This is a genomic window from Acidovorax sp. Root568, from assembly GCF_001427445.1.
GTDB classification, from domain to species: Bacteria; Pseudomonadota; Gammaproteobacteria; order Burkholderiales; family Burkholderiaceae_C; genus Acidovorax; species Acidovorax delafieldii.
Window position 1 is genome coordinate 121,346 of the sequence record NZ_LMGP01000019.1, and the last position, 14,908, is coordinate 136,253.

15 protein-coding genes and 1 riboswitch are annotated in these 14,908 nt (G+C 68.3%); of the genes, 5 read left to right on the forward strand and 10 right to left on the reverse strand.

The genetic code is table 11. The annotated features are described in order from the left end of the window. Window position 1: 1 nt before the first annotated feature. Window positions 2–1,336: an FIST N-terminal domain-containing protein gene (locus tag ASD75_RS21410; protein ID WP_056748082.1), complete on the forward strand. Its 1,335-nt coding sequence runs from the start codon at window positions 2–4 to the stop codon at window positions 1,334–1,336. Between the two features lie 57 nt (window positions 1,337–1,393). Here ASD75_RS21410 and ASD75_RS21415 read toward each other — a convergent pair whose 3' ends face one another. Next, window positions 1,394–2,719, reverse strand: a complete 1,326-nt coding sequence (locus ASD75_RS21415; RefSeq protein ID WP_056747897.1) for a hemolysin family protein — start codon at window positions 2,717–2,719, stop codon at window positions 1,394–1,396. Between the two features lie 80 nt (window positions 2,720–2,799). Further along, a complete protein-coding gene (locus ASD75_RS21420; protein ID WP_056747899.1) occupies window positions 2,800–3,975 on the reverse strand; it encodes a rhodanese-like domain-containing protein in 1,176 nt (391 codons plus the stop codon). A gap of 221 nt (window positions 3,976–4,196) precedes the next feature. Between ASD75_RS21420 and ASD75_RS21425 the strand changes: the two genes are divergently transcribed. Together ASD75_RS21425 and ASD75_RS21430 are read left to right on the forward strand one after the other, a co-directional pair. Continuing rightward, window positions 4,197–5,411 carry a sulfite oxidase gene (locus tag ASD75_RS21425; protein ID WP_056747901.1) on the forward strand — a complete coding sequence of 405 codons (1,215 nt, stop codon included), beginning with the start codon at window positions 4,197–4,199 and terminating at the stop codon, window positions 5,409–5,411. 1 nt (window position 5,412) lies between these two features. Next, window positions 5,413–5,751, forward strand: coding sequence for a cytochrome c (locus tag ASD75_RS21430; RefSeq protein WP_056065430.1), 339 nt, complete (start codon window positions 5,413–5,415; stop codon window positions 5,749–5,751). A 56-nt stretch (window positions 5,752–5,807) separates the two neighbouring features. On the opposite strand, the gene ASD75_RS21435 is transcribed toward ASD75_RS21430, so the two are convergent. Further along, the gene (locus ASD75_RS21435; protein WP_056747903.1) at window positions 5,808–7,127 is read right to left on the reverse strand and encodes a D-amino acid dehydrogenase; all 1,320 of its coding nucleotides are present in this window, start codon (window positions 7,125–7,127) and stop codon (window positions 5,808–5,810) included. A gap of 95 nt (window positions 7,128–7,222) precedes the next feature. Next, a riboswitch (glycine riboswitch) is annotated at window positions 7,223–7,334 on the reverse strand. Between the two features lie 228 nt (window positions 7,335–7,562). On the opposite strand from ASD75_RS21435, the gene ASD75_RS21440 reads away from it, so the two are divergent. Next, entirely contained in the window at window positions 7,563–8,345 is a 783-nt protein-coding gene (locus ASD75_RS21440) for a 2-keto-4-pentenoate hydratase (protein ID WP_056747905.1), read from the forward strand. Between the two features lie 66 nt (window positions 8,346–8,411). Here the strand turns inward: ASD75_RS21440 and ASD75_RS21445 are convergent, their stop codons facing one another. The 7 genes from ASD75_RS21445 to ASD75_RS21475 all read right to left on the reverse strand — a co-directional run bounded on the left by ASD75_RS21445 (window position 8,412) and on the right by ASD75_RS21475 (window position 13,882). Beyond that, window positions 8,412–8,867, reverse strand: a complete 456-nt coding sequence (locus tag ASD75_RS21445; protein WP_056747906.1) for a YXWGXW repeat-containing protein — start codon at window positions 8,865–8,867, stop codon at window positions 8,412–8,414. Between the two features lie 156 nt (window positions 8,868–9,023). Continuing rightward, window positions 9,024–9,476: a YXWGXW repeat-containing protein gene (locus ASD75_RS21450; RefSeq protein WP_056747908.1), complete on the reverse strand. Its 453-nt coding sequence runs from the start codon at window positions 9,474–9,476 to the stop codon at window positions 9,024–9,026. 203 nt (window positions 9,477–9,679) lie between these two features. Beyond that, window positions 9,680–10,081 carry a hypothetical protein gene (locus ASD75_RS21455; protein WP_056747909.1) on the reverse strand — a complete coding sequence of 134 codons (402 nt, stop codon included), beginning with the start codon at window positions 10,079–10,081 and terminating at the stop codon, window positions 9,680–9,682. Continuing rightward, on the reverse strand, window positions 10,078–11,409 hold the full coding sequence (locus ASD75_RS21460; protein WP_056747911.1) for an AarF/ABC1/UbiB kinase family protein: 1,332 nt from the start codon (window positions 11,407–11,409) through the stop codon (window positions 10,078–10,080). The genes ASD75_RS21455 and ASD75_RS21460 overlap by 4 nt, the downstream gene beginning before the upstream one ends. Next, on the reverse strand, window positions 11,396–11,971 hold the full coding sequence (locus ASD75_RS21465; RefSeq protein WP_056747913.1) for a DUF2867 domain-containing protein: 576 nt from the start codon (window positions 11,969–11,971) through the stop codon (window positions 11,396–11,398). Before ASD75_RS21465 ends, ASD75_RS21460 begins: the two co-directional genes overlap by 14 nt. Beyond that, window positions 11,968–12,861: a TetR/AcrR family transcriptional regulator gene (locus tag ASD75_RS21470; RefSeq protein ID WP_056747915.1), complete on the reverse strand. Its 894-nt coding sequence runs from the start codon at window positions 12,859–12,861 to the stop codon at window positions 11,968–11,970. Before ASD75_RS21470 ends, ASD75_RS21465 begins: the two co-directional genes overlap by 4 nt. A gap of 289 nt (window positions 12,862–13,150) precedes the next feature. Continuing rightward, window positions 13,151–13,882 (reverse strand): helix-turn-helix transcriptional regulator, encoded by a 732-nt coding sequence (locus ASD75_RS21475; RefSeq protein WP_056065456.1) that lies wholly within the window; start codon window positions 13,880–13,882, stop codon window positions 13,151–13,153. Window positions 13,883–14,014: 132 nt separating this feature from the next. On the opposite strand from ASD75_RS21475, the gene ASD75_RS21480 reads away from it, so the two are divergent. Next, the gene (locus ASD75_RS21480; protein ID WP_235511670.1) at window positions 14,015–14,890 is read left to right on the forward strand and encodes a hypothetical protein; all 876 of its coding nucleotides are present in this window, start codon (window positions 14,015–14,017) and stop codon (window positions 14,888–14,890) included. Window positions 14,891–14,908: the final 18 nt, after the last annotated feature.

A 14,908-nucleotide genomic window follows, 5' to 3' on the forward strand; every position in this document is an offset into this window, starting at 1 on the left:
CATGAAACTCTTCCCCACCGGCCATGCCACCCACCCGCAGTGGCGCATGGCCGCTGCGCTGGTACTGGCGCAGTTGCGCGCCCAGATGGCACTGCCTGACTACGCGTCGGCGCCCACCCTGGGCCTGCTGTACATCACCGACCACTATGCCAACGAGGCCCAGGCGCTGCTCGACTACCTGAGCAACGAACTGCCCGAGGTGACCGACTGGAGCGGTACCGTGGGCGTGGGCGTATCGGCCAACAATGCCGAATACTTTGACGAGCCCGCGCTGTCGGTCATGCTGCTCGATGTGCCGGCCGACCAGTACCGCGTGTTTTCTGGCGTGGCACCGCTGCCCGCCCACGCGCCGCATGCCGGCGCAGGTTTTGTGGCCCATACAGCGCTGGTGCATGCCGACGGCCACACGCCGGAATTGGCCGAACTGCTGACCGAGATGGCCGCGCGCACTGACACCGGCTACCTGTTTGGCGGCCTCAGCGCCAGCCGCACGGCCAGCGTGCAGTTTGCCGTGGGCGGCGACGGCAACATGGCCGGGCAGGGCGGTGCCAGCGGCGTGTTTGACGGGGGCCTCTCGGGCGTGGCGTTTGGCGCGGGCGTGTCGCTGGTGTCGCGCGTCACGCAGGGCTGCCAGCCCGTGGGCGCGCTGCACACCATCACGGCCGCGCAGGAGAACGTGGTGCTTGCGCTGGATGGCGAGCCCGCGCTGGATGTGCTGCTCGATACGCTGCAGGTGTCGCTCGACGGTGGCGACCCGCAGCCTGCCCTGCGCAAGGTGCGCGCCACGCTGGCCGGACTGGTCAGTGCGGGTGAGCAGCCACAGGGCCAGCGCCGCACGGGCCACTTTGGCACCGACACGCGCGTGCGCCATATCCTGGGGTTGGACGGCTCCCGCCGGGGTGTGGCCCTGGCCGACCACGTGGAGCCCGGCATGCACCTGGCGTTCTGCCAGCGCAACGTGGCGGCCGCACGGGCGGACCTCATGCGCATCTGCGCCGAGATCCGCGAGGAACTATCGCCGGAGGAACTGGAACCCGCACCGATGGTGGCGTCCGGCGCGCCAGGGGAACTGGCCGCTGCGCCGGGCGTTGACGGACATGCTGGAGCGCAACCCGAGACGGGGCGGCGCATTTGCGGCGCGATCTATGTGAGCTGCTCGGGCCGGGGCGGGCCGCATTTTGGCGGGCCCAGCGCCGAGCTGCAGATCGTGCGCCATGCGCTGGGCGATGTGCCACTGGCCGGCTTTTTTGCGGGCGGCGAGATCGCCCACCACCATCTGTACGGCTACACCGGCGTGTTGACCGTGTTTGTGGACGGCGAGCCCTCGCCGCCCTGAGGTAGACGAGGGGAGGGGGCTGGCTGGCGCAGCAGCCCCCTCCATCGTCAACGCCGGTCAGCCCGCGCCGTTCTCGTCGGACTCGGCTTTTTCTTCGGGCGTCAGCCGCGTGGCCAGGATCTTGTCGATGGTCTTGCCATCCATGTCCACCACTTCCAGCTTCCAGTCCTCCCACTGCACCGTGTCGGTCACCTTGGGCAGGCGGCCAGTCAGCAGCATGATCATGCCGCTGAGGGTGTGGTAGCGGCCGCGCTCTTCCTCGGGCACGGCGTCCAGGTTCAGGCGGTCCTTCAGCTCGGGCACGGGAATGTGGCCGTCCAGCAGCCAGCTGCCGTCCTCGCGCTGCAGCGCCCACGAGGTCTCGGGGTCGCGCGGCTGGAACTCGCCGGTGATGGCCTCGATGAGGTCCTGCAGCGTCACGATGCCCTGCACCTCGCCGTATTCGTCGATGACAAACGCCATGTGCACGTCCGACAGGCGGAAGTTGTCCAGCAGCTCCATGCCCGTGATGGTCTCGGGCACATACAGCGCCGTTTGCAGCGGCTGGTCGGCTAGGCCCCCACGCGCCTTGTCGCGCAGGGTGCGGGACAGCCACTGGCGCGCGTTGATTACCCCCAGGATGTTGTCCATGCCGCCGCGCACCACCGGGAAGCGCGCATGGTCGGACTCTTCAATGCACTGGAGGTTGTCTTCAAACGGAGCATCGATGTCCAGACACACCACATCCCCGCGCGGCACCATCAGCGAGCCGATCTGGCGGTCGTCCAGGCGGAACACGTTGCGCACCATGGTGTGCTCGTGCGACTCGATCACGCCGGCGGTGGTGCCTTCGACCAGCATGGCGTGGATCTCTTCTTCGGTCACCGGGCTGCCACTGGTTTCCTTCACACCCAACAGGCGCAGCAGCGTGCGTGTGGACGTGGACAGCAGCAGCACAAACGGCTTGGTGGCCACCGCCAGAAAGTTGATGGGCCGCGCCACCAGGCGGGCAAAGGTCTCGGGGTACGACTGGCCGATGCGCTTGGGCACCAGTTCGCCCACCACGATGGAGAAGTACGTGATCAACACCACCACCAGACCCGTGGCCGCGTAGCCGCCGTAGGGCAGTGGCACCCCCAGGCGCTCCAGCCACGAGGCCAGCGGCGCGGCCAGCGCGGCTTCGCCCACGATACCGTTGAGCACGCCGATCGACGTGATGCCGATCTGGATGGTGGAGAGGAAGCGCGTGGGGTCTTCGCCCAGCTTCACGGCCGCGGCGGCACCGCTATCGCCCTCATCAATCAGCTTTTGCAACCGGACTTTGCGGGCCGTGACCAGAGCGATCTCTGACATGGCAAACAGGCCGTTGAGACAGATGAGGGCGAACAGTATTGCTATTTCCATACAAAGGGCGCCTTGCGCGCCCTTGGGAGTTGAGAAGCGACCAATTGTAAGGACAGGGGCCAGAGGCCTTGCGCAGGCTCCTAGCCACCTTCGGTTGGTAGGCCGGTTTCATCCCATTCGGGCAACCCGCCGCGCAGCCAGTACACCGACTGGAAGCCCTTGGCGGAGGCTACCTTGGCGGCCTTGTAGGACTTCCAGCATTCGGCGCCGTTGCACGCAAAAATCACCGGCTTGGCTCTGTCCAGGCCCTGAAGCTTGTCCAGCGCCTGGAAGTCATCCTGCGCGGCATTGAAGGCCACGTCCTTGAGGCTCTTTTCCACATACGCAGCGAACACGGCCCCGCGGATGCGCTTGGTCTTGAATTCCTTTTCGGTGCGGGTGTCCACCAGCGTGGCGCCCTGCGCCAGCAGGGTCTGGGCCTCGCGCGCGGTGACACGGTTGACCCCAGGCAGGCTGGTGGGCGTGAACAGCCCCAGCTCGGCCACGCGGCGGTATTCCACCGCCTCCGGGCGCACGGAGACTGGCGGCAGGCCGCTGGCGGAGGACGACGCGTTGAACCACTGGGCCAGCTTGTTGCGCGCATCCGCCGGCAGATCTTTTTTCACCACGATGGAGAACCCCCCCGGAACGGGCTGCGACGTGGCCAGCACCCGCGCGATGCCGGGGTGCGCCGCAGACCATTCGGCCCAGTCGTCCTCGCGCACCACGGTGGCATCGGCCGTGCCCAGGGTCAGGGCGGTGAGGCCCGCCTGGGGAAATTTTTCGTACTGCACGGCGCGCAGGTTCTGGAACGACAGCCCTGCCTCGTTCAGCATGCCGCGCGCCATGTAGGTATAGACCGAGTCTTGCTGGGGCAGGTAGAGCCTGCGGCCCTTCATCGCAGGCACTGCCGCCAACTGCTGCAGCCCGACCAGCAGGTATCTGTCTGATTTTTGCGTTGCGCCTACCAGTTCGTAGCCGCGTTGCAACGCAGACGCCGCCACCTGGGCAGGGCCAATGAAGATGTCATAGCCCGCGCTGCGGGTGGCGCGCATCACGTCGGCCATATCGTCGCTGGTCGTAAGTGCCACCGACTGGCCCGCGGCTTTCGACAGGCCCGATTCGGCAGCGGTGCGCAGGATGGAATGCGCCGCCTTGCGGGCGGTGGGCTCCACGGCCACGATGGCCGTCAGCTGGGCTTGTGCTGCGCTGCAACCCAGCCATAGGACAAGTAGCAGTCCCAGCGGGCCTCGGGTCGGTTTTCTGGTGGTGTTCATTGCGCTGCTCCTCTCCCCAAAACAAAGCGCGAATATGCCCACGCCCCCCGCACCTGCGTACGAATGTTTCCGATCTTTTGTTCTTGTTACTTCTGCTAACGACGCCGTGCGTGCGGCAGGAGGAGCGGCCGCACAGAATGCGGGCTGACCCGATCCCCCGTCCCCGCCCAATGGGGAGGGGCCACAAGGTTTTGTCCACCCCACAATTTGGAGACGTTTCCATGAAAGATTCGATGACCCTGCCGCGCCGTCACATGCTGGCCGGAAGTGCTGCTGCCCTGAGCGCGCTGGGCCTGGCCGGATGGACGGGCAGTGCGCGGGCCCAGCAGGCCGCAGCCTCTGCGGCCAAGCCGCTGCCCGCCTATGCGGGGTGGAAGTCGCCGGATGCGTTGATCGTGCACAGCAGCAGCACGCTGGAGACGCGCCGCTCCGCGTTCGGCACCAGCGTCATCACGCCGTCCAACCAGCTGTACGTGCGCAACAACCTGCCTGCGCCTGACGCGGCCATCCTGGACAACCGCGACGCGTGGACGGTGTCCGTCGAAGGGGTCAAGAGCCCGCGCAGCCTGACGCTGGCGGAGCTCAAGACGCTGGGCGTGGAAACCGTGGCCACCGTGCTGCAGTGCTCGGGCAATGGCCGGGGCTTTTTCCCCAGCAAGCCCAGCGGCACCCCCTGGTCGGTGGGCGCCGCCGGTTGTGTGGTCTGGAGCGGTGTGCCGCTGCGCAACGTGGTGGCCGCCCTGGGCGGGCTGGCCGATGGTGCCGCCTACCTGACCGGCACGGGGGGCGAGAAGCTGCCCGAAGGTGTGGACCCGCTGTCGGTACTGGTGGAGCGCTCGGTGCCCGTGAAGGCGATGGACGACGCCCTGCTGGCCTGGGAGATGAACGGCGAGCCGCTGTCGCTGGCGCATGGCGGCCCGCTGCGGCTGGTGGTGCCCGGCTACCAGGGCGTGAACAACATCAAGTACGTCAAGCGCGTTGCGTTTACCAGCGCACAGTCGCAGGCGCGCATCATGTCGCACGGCTACCGCATGTCGCCGCCCGGCAGCAAGGCCAGCCCCGACCAGCCTTCGGTGTGGGAGATGGGCGTGAAGTCGTGGATCAACGGCCCTTTGCCCGACAAGGGGGCACTCAAGCCCGGACAGGTGCAGGTGCATGGCGTGGCCTTTGGCGGCACGCGCGGCATCAAGGGCGTGGAGGTGTCGGCCGATGGCGGCAAGACCTGGTTGGCGGCCAAGCTCATCGGCCCCGACCTGGGCCCCTTTGCCTGGCGGCAGTTTGCGCTGCCGGTGCGCCTGGAGGCGGGCACCCATGTGCTGGCCAGCCGCGCCACCGACACGGCGGGCAATGTGCAGGCCGAGCAGCGCGAGGAAAACCTGGGCGGCTACAACAACGCCAGCTGGCGCGACCACGCCGTCACCGTGACCGTGGCCTGACATGGGTGGATTGAACCGAGCGCGCCGCCTCGCCGTGGCGGTGTGGTCGGCTGGCGCCTGTGCGTCGGCCTGGGCCGCCGACCCTGCCGAACTGGCGCGGGGCAAGGAGCTGTTCACCAAGATCCAGCCCGCCTGCGCCGTATGCCACACGCTACAGGCCGCCGGTGCCGAGGGGCAGGTGGGCCCGGTGCTGGACGAGCTGAAACCCGACGCGGGCCGCGTGTTGCGCGCGCTCAAGGCCGGCATCGGCGTGATGCCCTCGTATGCCGAGCGCATGAGCGAGAAGGACATGCTGGCCGTGGCGCAGTTTGTGGCACACGCCACAGGCGCGGCCAAGTAGGCGCAGCCTCTCGCGGCGGTTGCAGCAGCCTTGCCTCGCTGCAACCGCGCGCTGCTTCAGGCCGCCGTGCGCGACGGCACCAGCGCCGCGCCCGCCGCGCGCCCCTGCAACCCCTGGAACGCAAAGTCCACCTCTGGCACGCGGCCGCTCACGATGTCTGCCAGGGCCTTGCCCGAGCCGCAGGCATGCGTCCAGCCCAGCGTGCCGTGGCCGGTGTTGAGGAACAGGTTGCCCACCTTCGTCTTGCCGATCAGCGGCACGTTGCTGGGCGTGGCGGGGCGCAGGCCACTCCAGAACTGGGCCTGGCTCGCCTCGCCCGCGCCAGGGAAGAGCTGTTCCACACGCCGCACGATGGCCTCGCAGCGCACCTGGTTCAGGTGGCGGTCGTAGCCGTTCAGCTCGGCCGTGCCTGCAATGCGCAGGCGATCACCGCCGCGTTCGCTGGTGTAGCGCGAGAACACGAGCTTGAACTCGTCGTCCGTCAGGCTCACCTGGTGCGCCTTGCTGGCGTCCTTGACCGGCATGGTCACCGAGTAGCCCTTGGCCGGGTAGATGGGCAGCTGGATGCCCAGCGGCTGCGCCAGCAGCGGGCTGAACGAGCCCATGGCCAGCACAAACGCGTCGCCGCGCACGCGCTCGAAGCGGCCTTCGGCATTGGTCACTTCCACATGGTCGATGCGGCCGCCTGCCTCGCGCAGTGCGGTGATGTGGTGGCCCATGCGGAACTGCACGCCCGCCGCTTCACACAGCTTGGCCAGCTCGCGTGTGAACTGGTTGGCATCGCCGGATTCGTCCTCGGCCGTGTAGGTGGCGCCGGCGAGCTGCGGGCGGATGTGGGCCAGGGCGGGCTCGATGCGCACGGCCTCGTCGGCGCTGATGACCTGGCGCTCGCAGCCGAGTTGGCGCATTTGCTCGGCAGGGGCCAGGGCGCCGTCGAATTCTTTTTGGTTGGTATAGAAGTGCAGGATGCCTTGCGTGCGCTGGTCGTACTGGAGGCCGGTGGCCGCGCGCAGCTGCTGCAGCGTGTCGCGGCTGTAGGTGCCCAGGCGCACGATCTGCTCGATGTTGTGGCGCGTGCGCGCTGGCGTGCAGTTACGCAAAAAGGACAGGCCCCACAGCCACTGGCGCATGTCGGCGCGGATGCGGAACAGCAGGGGCGCATCCTCCTTGCCCAGCCACTGCAGCACCTTGAGCGGCGCACTGGGGTTGGCCCAGGGTTCGGCGTGGCTCACCGAGATCTGGCCGCCGTTGGCAAAGCTGGTCTCGGCACCGGGCGCACCCTGGCGGTCGATGACGGTCACCTCGTGGCCGAGTTGCGAAAGGAAATAAGCCGAAGTCACGCCGAGCAAGCCGGCGCCCAAAACGATCACGCGCATGATTTTCAAAGCCTTTCTGGGCTCTGGCGCTAGAACAACATGCGCTGGCAGCTATGAATTCAATAGCGTGCAGCTGGCGCACGAATGCCCTAGCTGCCGCTCCCCCTGTCCTTGGTACCTGAGAGATTCACCGCCACCCACCCGGGCTGCGGCTTGCTCCTTCGGTGCGCTTCGCGTTGCGCGAGGCGGCTCTCCAGACGGCTTTGATGAATGGTGCAGTACGGGACCTGAGCGTGTATGGGAGTTTGCGCCTTCGGTGCAGCGGCGGCCTGTGGCTGCCGTGCTCTCCTGCGAGGCCGATTCTAGGGGCCAAGCCTTCGCGCAAGATCGACTCCGGCTGCTAATGGGTCGCAATCGTTGCTGATGCAGCGGGGCGGGGCCGCTGGTGAAGGTGCCGATAATCCGCCGACCCCTTGTCCCACTGAGAGTTTTGCCATGCCCCCCGCCACTTTGGACCCTGTCGCCAGCGCCGCCGTCATCACCCAGGCCCGGGAGGGGCGCACCCCCCGCCCGCTGGACTTTCCCGCAGGGCTTCGCCCACGCGATGCCGCCGAGGCCTACGCGGTGCAGGACGCCGTGGTGCGTGCGCGCGGTGACATCGCAGGCTGGAAGGTCGGCGCCGCGTCGCCCCAGGCGCAACCCGCGCGGGCCGCTCTCACGCGCGATTCGGTGTGGGTGGCCGCAGCGGATGAGGTGGTTGCTCTGTCTGCCGCGGGTTTTGCCGTGATGGGCGTGGAGGCGGAGCTGGTGTACGAACTGGGGGCCGACCTGCCCGCCCGCGCCACCCCCTACAGCGCCGCCGAGGTGCTGGCGGCGGTGGTGTCGGTGCGCGCCGCCATTGAGGTGTGCGACACGCGCTTTGCTGCCTGGGCGCAACAGGGCGAGTGGAGCCGCCTGGCCGACCAGGCCTGCCACGGGGCGCTGATTGTGGGGACTGGCACCAACGATATCGCTGCCGTGCAGCCCCTGGCGCAAGCGGTGACCTTGTCGGTGAATGGGGCAGTGGCCGTGCAGCATGCCACCTGGGGCAATCCGGCGGGCGACCCGCTGCGGCTGCTGGTGTGGCTGGCCAACGAAGGCGCGCGCAGCCTGGGCGGGCTGCGCGCGGGGCAGTGGGTCACCACAGGGTCGTGCACCGGCACCGCGCTGGTGGCGCCAGGTACCGAAGTGGTGGCGGACTTTCCAGGGCTCGGTCGGGCTGTGTTGTTGCTGCGGTAGCAGTGTCTGCCGCTACCGCGGGGACGGGGCCTGCTCAGCGCCCTGGTCGCGGCGGGAGTTGCTCCCTCAATTGCGGCGCGGGTTGTCCGGCTGGCTGTCACGGCGGTTGGGCACGCCGTCGCCATCGCGGTCCCGGTCGTTGCGGTTGGAGATGCCGTCACCGTCGCGGTCCCAGCCACCGCGTTGCATCTCCCACCGGCCTTCGCGTTCGATCCACTGGGGCTGGCGATATTGGTAACCGTTGCGCGCCTGCACCCAGTGGCCGCGCACCCAGTGGTGGCGGTTGCCACGCCATTCCCAGTGGCCTTCTTCCCATACCTGGCCTCGGCGAGGGCGGGGCATCGCTTCATTGCGCGGAGGTGGCGGCGCAGGAATCACCTGGTAGGTGGGCGCAGTCTGGTAGCCGCGCTCGGGTTGGCCGGACTGAATGATGACGGTGCCCTGGGTGGCGGCCTGCGCAGGAGCGAAGGCCAAAAACGCCGTAAGCGCGAGGGATGCTGCGGTGAGCGGGTGGCGGGCCATGAGTGTCTCCTGTGGGTGGTTCGATGCGGAACCGGGTGTATCGATGGTGCACGGGTACCTTGCACCGCGCTGTAGGCGCGAGGCCGCCCCTGGCGTAGGCGCAGGGGGGCGCTTTGGGGCTGGCCTGCGCGCTACCGCAGGCGGCCGCCCCTCGGCTTAACGGCGGTACGGGTTGTCCGGGCGATGGTCGTAGCGGTTGGGCACGCCATCACCATCGCGATCCCGGTCATGGCGGTTGGGCACGCCATCGCCATCACGGTCCCACCCCCCGGGCTGCATGTTCCACTGGCCGCCTTGTTCGACCCAGCGGGGCTCGCGGTAGTGGTAGCCGGGGCGGGCCTTCACCCAGTAGCCCTGCATCCACACATGGCGGTGGCCGCGCCACTCCCAGTGGCCGGGCACCCACACCATGCCGCGGCGCGGGTGGGGTGCCACCTCGTAGCGGGGTGGGGGCGGTGCCTGGTACTGCACAAGTACCGGGGCGGGTTGCCGGTAGACGGGTGTACCAGCCTGGATGACGACGGTGGCGCTGGTCTGCGCCTGCGCCGCGCTCGCGGCGCCCAGCGACAGCAGGGCGATGGACACAGCGGCAAGTGCTTTGCGGGCCATAAGGTTCTCCTCAGATGTGATTCCTTGCGGAACCGGAGACTTCATGGTGCGCACGCTGCGTCAAGCCGGTGTAGTCCCATTGCGAAGCTTTGTGAAGTTGTGTTGCCGACTTCGGAGGCAAACGGTTGCACCGTGATGTTTGTCACGCTTGGCCAGGCAACCTGCGTCGGCGTCCCCCATTCACCCGCCCGCGATGGCTTGCTTCAGCGCCACCACACCAGCGCCGCAATCACCAGCAACGCACACCATGCCGGGTGTCTGCCATGCGTGGCAAAGAACACCAGCACGCCACTGGCCAGGGTGGCAATGCCCACCACATCGGCGGCCCAGGCGCCCAGGGCAGCGTCCCAAGGCGCGGTGCCCAGGCGCCAGAGCAGGGCGCTCAACGCCCAGCACAGCACCGAGGCCACATGCCAGGTGCCCCACAGGATGCGCAGGTGCGGGGTATGCAGCACCTGCCGCGCAGTGCCGGACTCCAGGCGCCCCGCCGTTTGGTGCCCCTGCGTGCGCAGGCTGCGAAACAGCAGAAGCTCCCCCAGCACCGAATGGGCCACACCCACCAGGGCCAGCCCGGCTGCCGCCAGGGTCAGCGCCGTGTTGGTCATGGGTGAATGGCCAGCGCCTCGGGTGCCCGGGTGTGCACCCGGGCACCCAGCTGCGTCAGCAGGTGCATCAGCCCCATCCACATGCGCTCGAATGCGGGCATCTCGCCAGGGACCTGGGCCAGGTGCTGGCCCAGCACGCGCTGGTGCTGGCCGGGGGTGATGGGCGGCGGTGTCTTGGTGCCAAAGTCAAACACCGGCTGGGTAAAGGGCTCCATCTGCCAGGCCTGCATCTCGGCCAGTGCGGGGGCGAGTTCGCTGGTGTAGGCCTGCACGGTCAGGTCCTTGCGCAAGAGCCCCAGCGCCTGGTAGGCCTGCAGCACCTGCGCGTTGCGTGCGGGGTCGGCGGGGGCGCGCAGCAGGGCCGACCACGCCTGCACCACCTGCGCCCGGAATGCGCTGGGCAGGGCACGCGTGCAGCCAAAGTCGAGCACGCCCACCGTGCCATCGGGCGCGAACAGAAAGTTGCCCGGATGCGGGTCGGCATGCACCCGCCCCAGCACAAAAATGCAGTGCATGAACCAGTCCCACAGGTGCTGCCCAGCCTGGTCACGCAGCGCCTGCGATGGCTGTGTGGCCAGCCAGGCCTGCAGCGGCTGGCCGGGCAGAAATTGCTGCGTGAGCACCTGGGCCCGCGTGTGCGAGAGCACGGGCTGCGCCATCACCACGCCCGGCCGGGCCGCGTGCTGGGCGAACCACTGCATTTGTTCGGCCTCCTGCAGGTAGTCCACCTCGCGCAGCAGCGTGGCCTCGATCTCGGTCATCACGCTGTCCAGCACGGCATCCGCAGGCAAAGGCATGTCGGTGTGGGCCAGCGCGCGCAGCGCGGCGCGCATCAGTTGCATGTCGCTCGCAATGGTGGCGGCAATGCCGGGGTACTGCACCTTGACAGCCACCGTGCCGTGGCCGGCCAGCTGTGCGCGGTGCACCTGGCCCAGGCTGGCGGCGGCAAATGCAGCGGGTTCAAAGTGGTCGAACAGCGCCTCTGGCTCCTGCCCGAAGGCCTGGCGGAATACGCGGCCCACCAGGGCTCGGTTGAGCGGCGGGGCCTGGTGGTGGGCGCGAGCCAGTTCGCTGCGCACGCCGTCGGGCAGCAGGCCCGGGTGCATGCTGAGCAGCTGTGACACCTTGAGCGCTGAGCCGCGCAGTTGCCCCAGCGCACCAAACAGGATGCGGCCCAGTGCTGCCTCGTGCTCGGTCTGCGCCTGGGCCGAGCGCTTGCGTGTGCGGTGCGAGAGCTCGGCCATGCCGATACGCGCTGCCGCCAGCCCCGTGATGGCACTGCGGGCCAGCTTGCCGGTGCGGGGTGCTTCCGCCTCAGTTTTGGCCATGGTCTGCCAGGCGCTGCGCCGTGCCGCGCGCTATGACACGGTGGATGGGCGTGATCACCGCCATGTAGGCATGGCCGAGTGTGTTGTGGATGTGCACCACCGTGCTCAGCACCACGCGGGGCGTGGCGCCAGGGGCGGCGGGCTGTTTGCAGATGGACACCTGCACGTCCAGGTGTTTGTCGTCCTGGCCCATCACCACCTCGGTGTCGCTCAGATGCCGGATGCGGAAGATGCCGACGCGGTCGCCGACGCGGTAACTGCGCGCGTCGCGCAGAGGCCGGCCACTGGCGGGTGGATGGTCATCGTGCAGCTGGCCCAGGTCCTTCAGCCCCACCAGGCGCACGGCCTTGTTGCGCACGAACATGAGGGCGCGGGTCCATGCCGGGGTGCGGGCCGCCACGTCCAGCCACGACTGCAGGGCAGAGCGTGTGGGGTGCCGGTCGGCCACCTCGTAGGCATCAAAAAAATCTGCGCCCGGCAGTGTGGCGTGGATGGCGGTGCCGGGCGGCACTTGTGTGGCGCGCGCGGTGGTGGGCGCGGCGAGGGCAGGGGTCGCATTCATGGAGCGCTCTTTTTCTTGCGGGGCGTGGCTTTGGGCTGGGCGGCCGGTGCCTCGGTGGGGGGCGTGGCAGCGCGGGGCTTGCGCTGCGTGCGAGGGGGCTGCGAAGGCGTGGTGGCCGGGCTTGCGGCGGCGGCTGCCATGGGAGCAGGTGCCCGGGCCGTGGGGGCGCTGGCCATGGCCTGCTGGGCCATGTGCAGCATGCCCATCAGGCCGCTGCCGTGTTGCACCATGCGGGCCATCTGGCTGCGCAGCACAAAGCCGCCCAGTTGCAGCACGCGGTTGACCAGCCCGCCGCGCAGCGCCTGCACCAGCACGCCCAGCGACAGGTCCACCAGCTGCGTGGTGTCGGCAAATTCGTCGGAGGTGTCCGCCAGCCAGTAGCTCACCACACCCGCCAGGTAGTCGGTGTAGAGGCTGCCCGCCAGGCCCTTGAAGTCGCAGGGCTCGATCTCGCCGCTGGCCTCGGCGGCTTCCAGAAAGCTGGCCACCGCATCGCGCAGGCTTTGGCGCGCTGCCAGCGGCTCGGCCAGCATCGACAGCGGCGAGCGCCGGGCCAGGCCGCGCACCTGGGCCACGAACTCGCGGTCGGCCAGCAGGCGCTCCAGCACGGCATCGGTCAGGCGCTGCAGCTTTTCTTGCAGGCCGTAGCCCGCAAAGCCCGGCGTCTGCAGCGTGTCGGCCAGCGCCTGGTGGGCCACGTCGTCCAGGTAGCCCAGCACGATGCGGTCCTTGGTGGGGAAGTATTTGTAGATCGTGGCGTCGCCAATGCCTGCTGCACGCGCGATGTCTTTCATCGTCGTGCCGTCAAAGCCCTGGCGGGTCATGAGATCCACCGCGCTGGCCACGATCTGGCGGCGCGTGGCGTCCTGCTGCTGGCGGGTGGTTTTCATTTGACTGCTCTTAAATTGATTGAATTTGCAATTTAAAGAATAGTTATTTCTGTTTGTGGCGTCAAGCCACCTCTCGCCGGGCGCAAGGAGGGTTTTTGAGGCATTTTTAGCCGCAGGCGCAGTTATTTCATGCGCTGATAGCTATCAAAAAGATAGTGATTGGAGGCTGGTTCATGGCACTGCAGTCAGTCCGCGCACCTGTGAGGCGGCCGCTGCGCTCAACCAAGGGCAGAAGTTGGCTGGCAGCGACGGCTGCCGCTTGCAGGGGCCCGCGAAATCGACGGCAGGCTTACCGCCGCATGCTGGCAAACGCCTCGAACTCCCAGCTGCGCATGGCCAGCAGCAGGGTGTAGCCCTCGCGCTCGCGGTCGGGCAGCTTCTGGTCGGCCAGGTGCTGCTGGGCAAAGTCCTGCGCCACGCGCTGCATGCGCTCCATGAAGGCGGGCGCCAGGCTGCGGCTGATGTTGCCGTGCACCAGCAGCACGCCTTCGCCCAGTCCGTCAAAGCCGCCCGCAAAGTAGTCCAGCAGCGCATGGTCGCGGAAGTAGTTCATCACCGGGCCATGTGGGCGCCAGCGGAAGGTCTTGGCCAGCTTGAGGCGGTAGCGGTTGAGCGGCCGCAGCTCGATGATGCCGATGCGGTCCAGCTGCGCCAGGTACTTGATGCCTTCGGCGTCCGTCAGGCGGTAGTAGCCGGTCACCTGCTCCAGCGTCCACTGGCTCAGCACACAGATCGCCATCAGCAGCAGCTTCTTGTCGGCCACCACGGCTTTTTCCTGCTCGTGGGTCAGCTCTTTCAGCAAGGGCTGCTCGTCGGCCACGCGCCGCGCCAGGTCGGCAAAGTCCAGCGCCAGCGCGCGGCAGATTGCGTCGATGCGCGACAGCGGCATGTCGCCCTTGGCCAGCATGCGCTTGACGCTGGACTCGGCCATGCCCAGCGCCTGCGCCAGGTCGGCGTAGGTCATCTGCGCGGTCTTGAGTTCTTTTTTCAGGGCGGTGACGAGGTCGGCGGTCGTGCTCATGGTGCGGGGCTCCTGGGTATCGATTATCAATACCCGCAGGTGCGTGGGTAGCCCCTTGCGCGACTTTTTGAGGCGGCCGATGCGGCCGCTGCCCACACTGCGCGGCATCGTTCACTTTCTACGGTGTGTGTGATGCGTATTGCTTCTGTGACTCCCCTTCGTTTGCGCGGCCTGCCAACGCTGCCGCGCCTGTCCTGTGCCGAAACCGGCCTGCTGCTGGGCGTGGCCACGCTGCTCGCGCTGGCGCTGTTTGGCCCGGGGCTGCCCGCCAGTCAGCACCAGCATGACTTTGCCGACCAGCGCACGCTGTGGGGCATTCCCTGTGCGCTCGATGTGTTGAGCAACCTGGCCTTTGCCTTGGCAGGTGCATGGGGTTGGTGGGAGCTGCGCCGTGTGCCGCCGGGCGCGCTGGACGCCACCTCCCGTGCGCTGGCAGCGCTGTTCTTTGGCGGGCTGCTGTGCACTGCCGCAGGCTCGGCGCTGTACCACTGGCAACCGCAGGACGCGGGCCTGCTGTGGGACCGTCTGGGCATGGTGCTGCCCTTTGCGGGGCTGCTGGGTCTGGCGGCTGCCAGCCGGGTGAGCGCGCGGGCGGGCGTGGCCGCCGCTGGCACCGTGCTGCTGGCCGGGCCGATGGCCGTGTGGGTCTGGGTGCACACCGGCAACCTGTTGCCCTGGGCCGTGGTGCAACTGGGCGGTCTGCTGGTGGTGCTGGTGCTGGCATGCCTTCCACGCCGGGTCGATGGCCTGGCGCTGCACCTGGGCGTGGTGGTGGTGCTGTACGCCCTGGCCAAGCTGCTGGAGGCGGCAGACCACTCGGTGTTCGAGGCCACGGGCGGATGGGTGTCAGGCCACAGCCTCAAGCATGTGCTGGCGGCGGGCGCGGCCTGGCCGGTGCTGACGGCACTGGGGTCGCTGGTGGCTTTGCGCCACAGTGACGCGGCGGTCATGCCGTCCGGGCAGAATGGCGCCCACGCCGTGGGTGTCGCCCGCAGATCCGGCGCATGAAGCGCAGGTCCGGAAAAT

What these genes read in the sequence shown, in the direction of transcription:
- ASD75_RS21410 (WP_056748082.1), top strand. Translation starts at nt 2, where the DNA reads ATGAAACTCTTCCCCACCGGCCATGCCACCCACCCGCAGTGGCGCATG.
- ASD75_RS21415 (WP_056747897.1), bottom strand. Translation starts at nt 2,719, where the DNA reads ATGGAAATAGCAATACTGTTCGCCCTCATCTGTCTCAACGGCCTGTTT.
- ASD75_RS21420 (WP_056747899.1), bottom strand. Translation starts at nt 3,975, where the DNA reads ATGAACACCACCAGAAAACCGACCCGAGGCCCGCTGGGACTGCTACTT.
- ASD75_RS21425 (WP_056747901.1), top strand. Translation starts at nt 4,197, where the DNA reads ATGAAAGATTCGATGACCCTGCCGCGCCGTCACATGCTGGCCGGAAGT.
- ASD75_RS21430 (WP_056065430.1), top strand. Translation starts at nt 5,413, where the DNA reads ATGGGTGGATTGAACCGAGCGCGCCGCCTCGCCGTGGCGGTGTGGTCG.
- ASD75_RS21435 (WP_056747903.1), bottom strand. Translation starts at nt 7,127, where the DNA reads ATGCGCGTGATCGTTTTGGGCGCCGGCTTGCTCGGCGTGACTTCGGCT.
- ASD75_RS21440 (WP_056747905.1), top strand. Translation starts at nt 7,563, where the DNA reads ATGCCCCCCGCCACTTTGGACCCTGTCGCCAGCGCCGCCGTCATCACC.
- ASD75_RS21445 (WP_056747906.1), bottom strand. Translation starts at nt 8,867, where the DNA reads ATGGCCCGCCACCCGCTCACCGCAGCATCCCTCGCGCTTACGGCGTTT.
- ASD75_RS21450 (WP_056747908.1), bottom strand. Translation starts at nt 9,476, where the DNA reads ATGGCCCGCAAAGCACTTGCCGCTGTGTCCATCGCCCTGCTGTCGCTG.
- ASD75_RS21455 (WP_056747909.1), bottom strand. Translation starts at nt 10,081, where the DNA reads ATGACCAACACGGCGCTGACCCTGGCGGCAGCCGGGCTGGCCCTGGTG.
- ASD75_RS21460 (WP_056747911.1), bottom strand. Translation starts at nt 11,409, where the DNA reads ATGGCCAAAACTGAGGCGGAAGCACCCCGCACCGGCAAGCTGGCCCGC.
- ASD75_RS21465 (WP_056747913.1), bottom strand. Translation starts at nt 11,971, where the DNA reads ATGAATGCGACCCCTGCCCTCGCCGCGCCCACCACCGCGCGCGCCACA.
- ASD75_RS21470 (WP_056747915.1), bottom strand. Translation starts at nt 12,861, where the DNA reads ATGAAAACCACCCGCCAGCAGCAGGACGCCACGCGCCGCCAGATCGTG.
- ASD75_RS21475 (WP_056065456.1), bottom strand. Translation starts at nt 13,882, where the DNA reads ATGAGCACGACCGCCGACCTCGTCACCGCCCTGAAAAAAGAACTCAAG.
- ASD75_RS21480 (WP_235511670.1), top strand. Translation starts at nt 14,015, where the DNA reads ATGCGTATTGCTTCTGTGACTCCCCTTCGTTTGCGCGGCCTGCCAACG.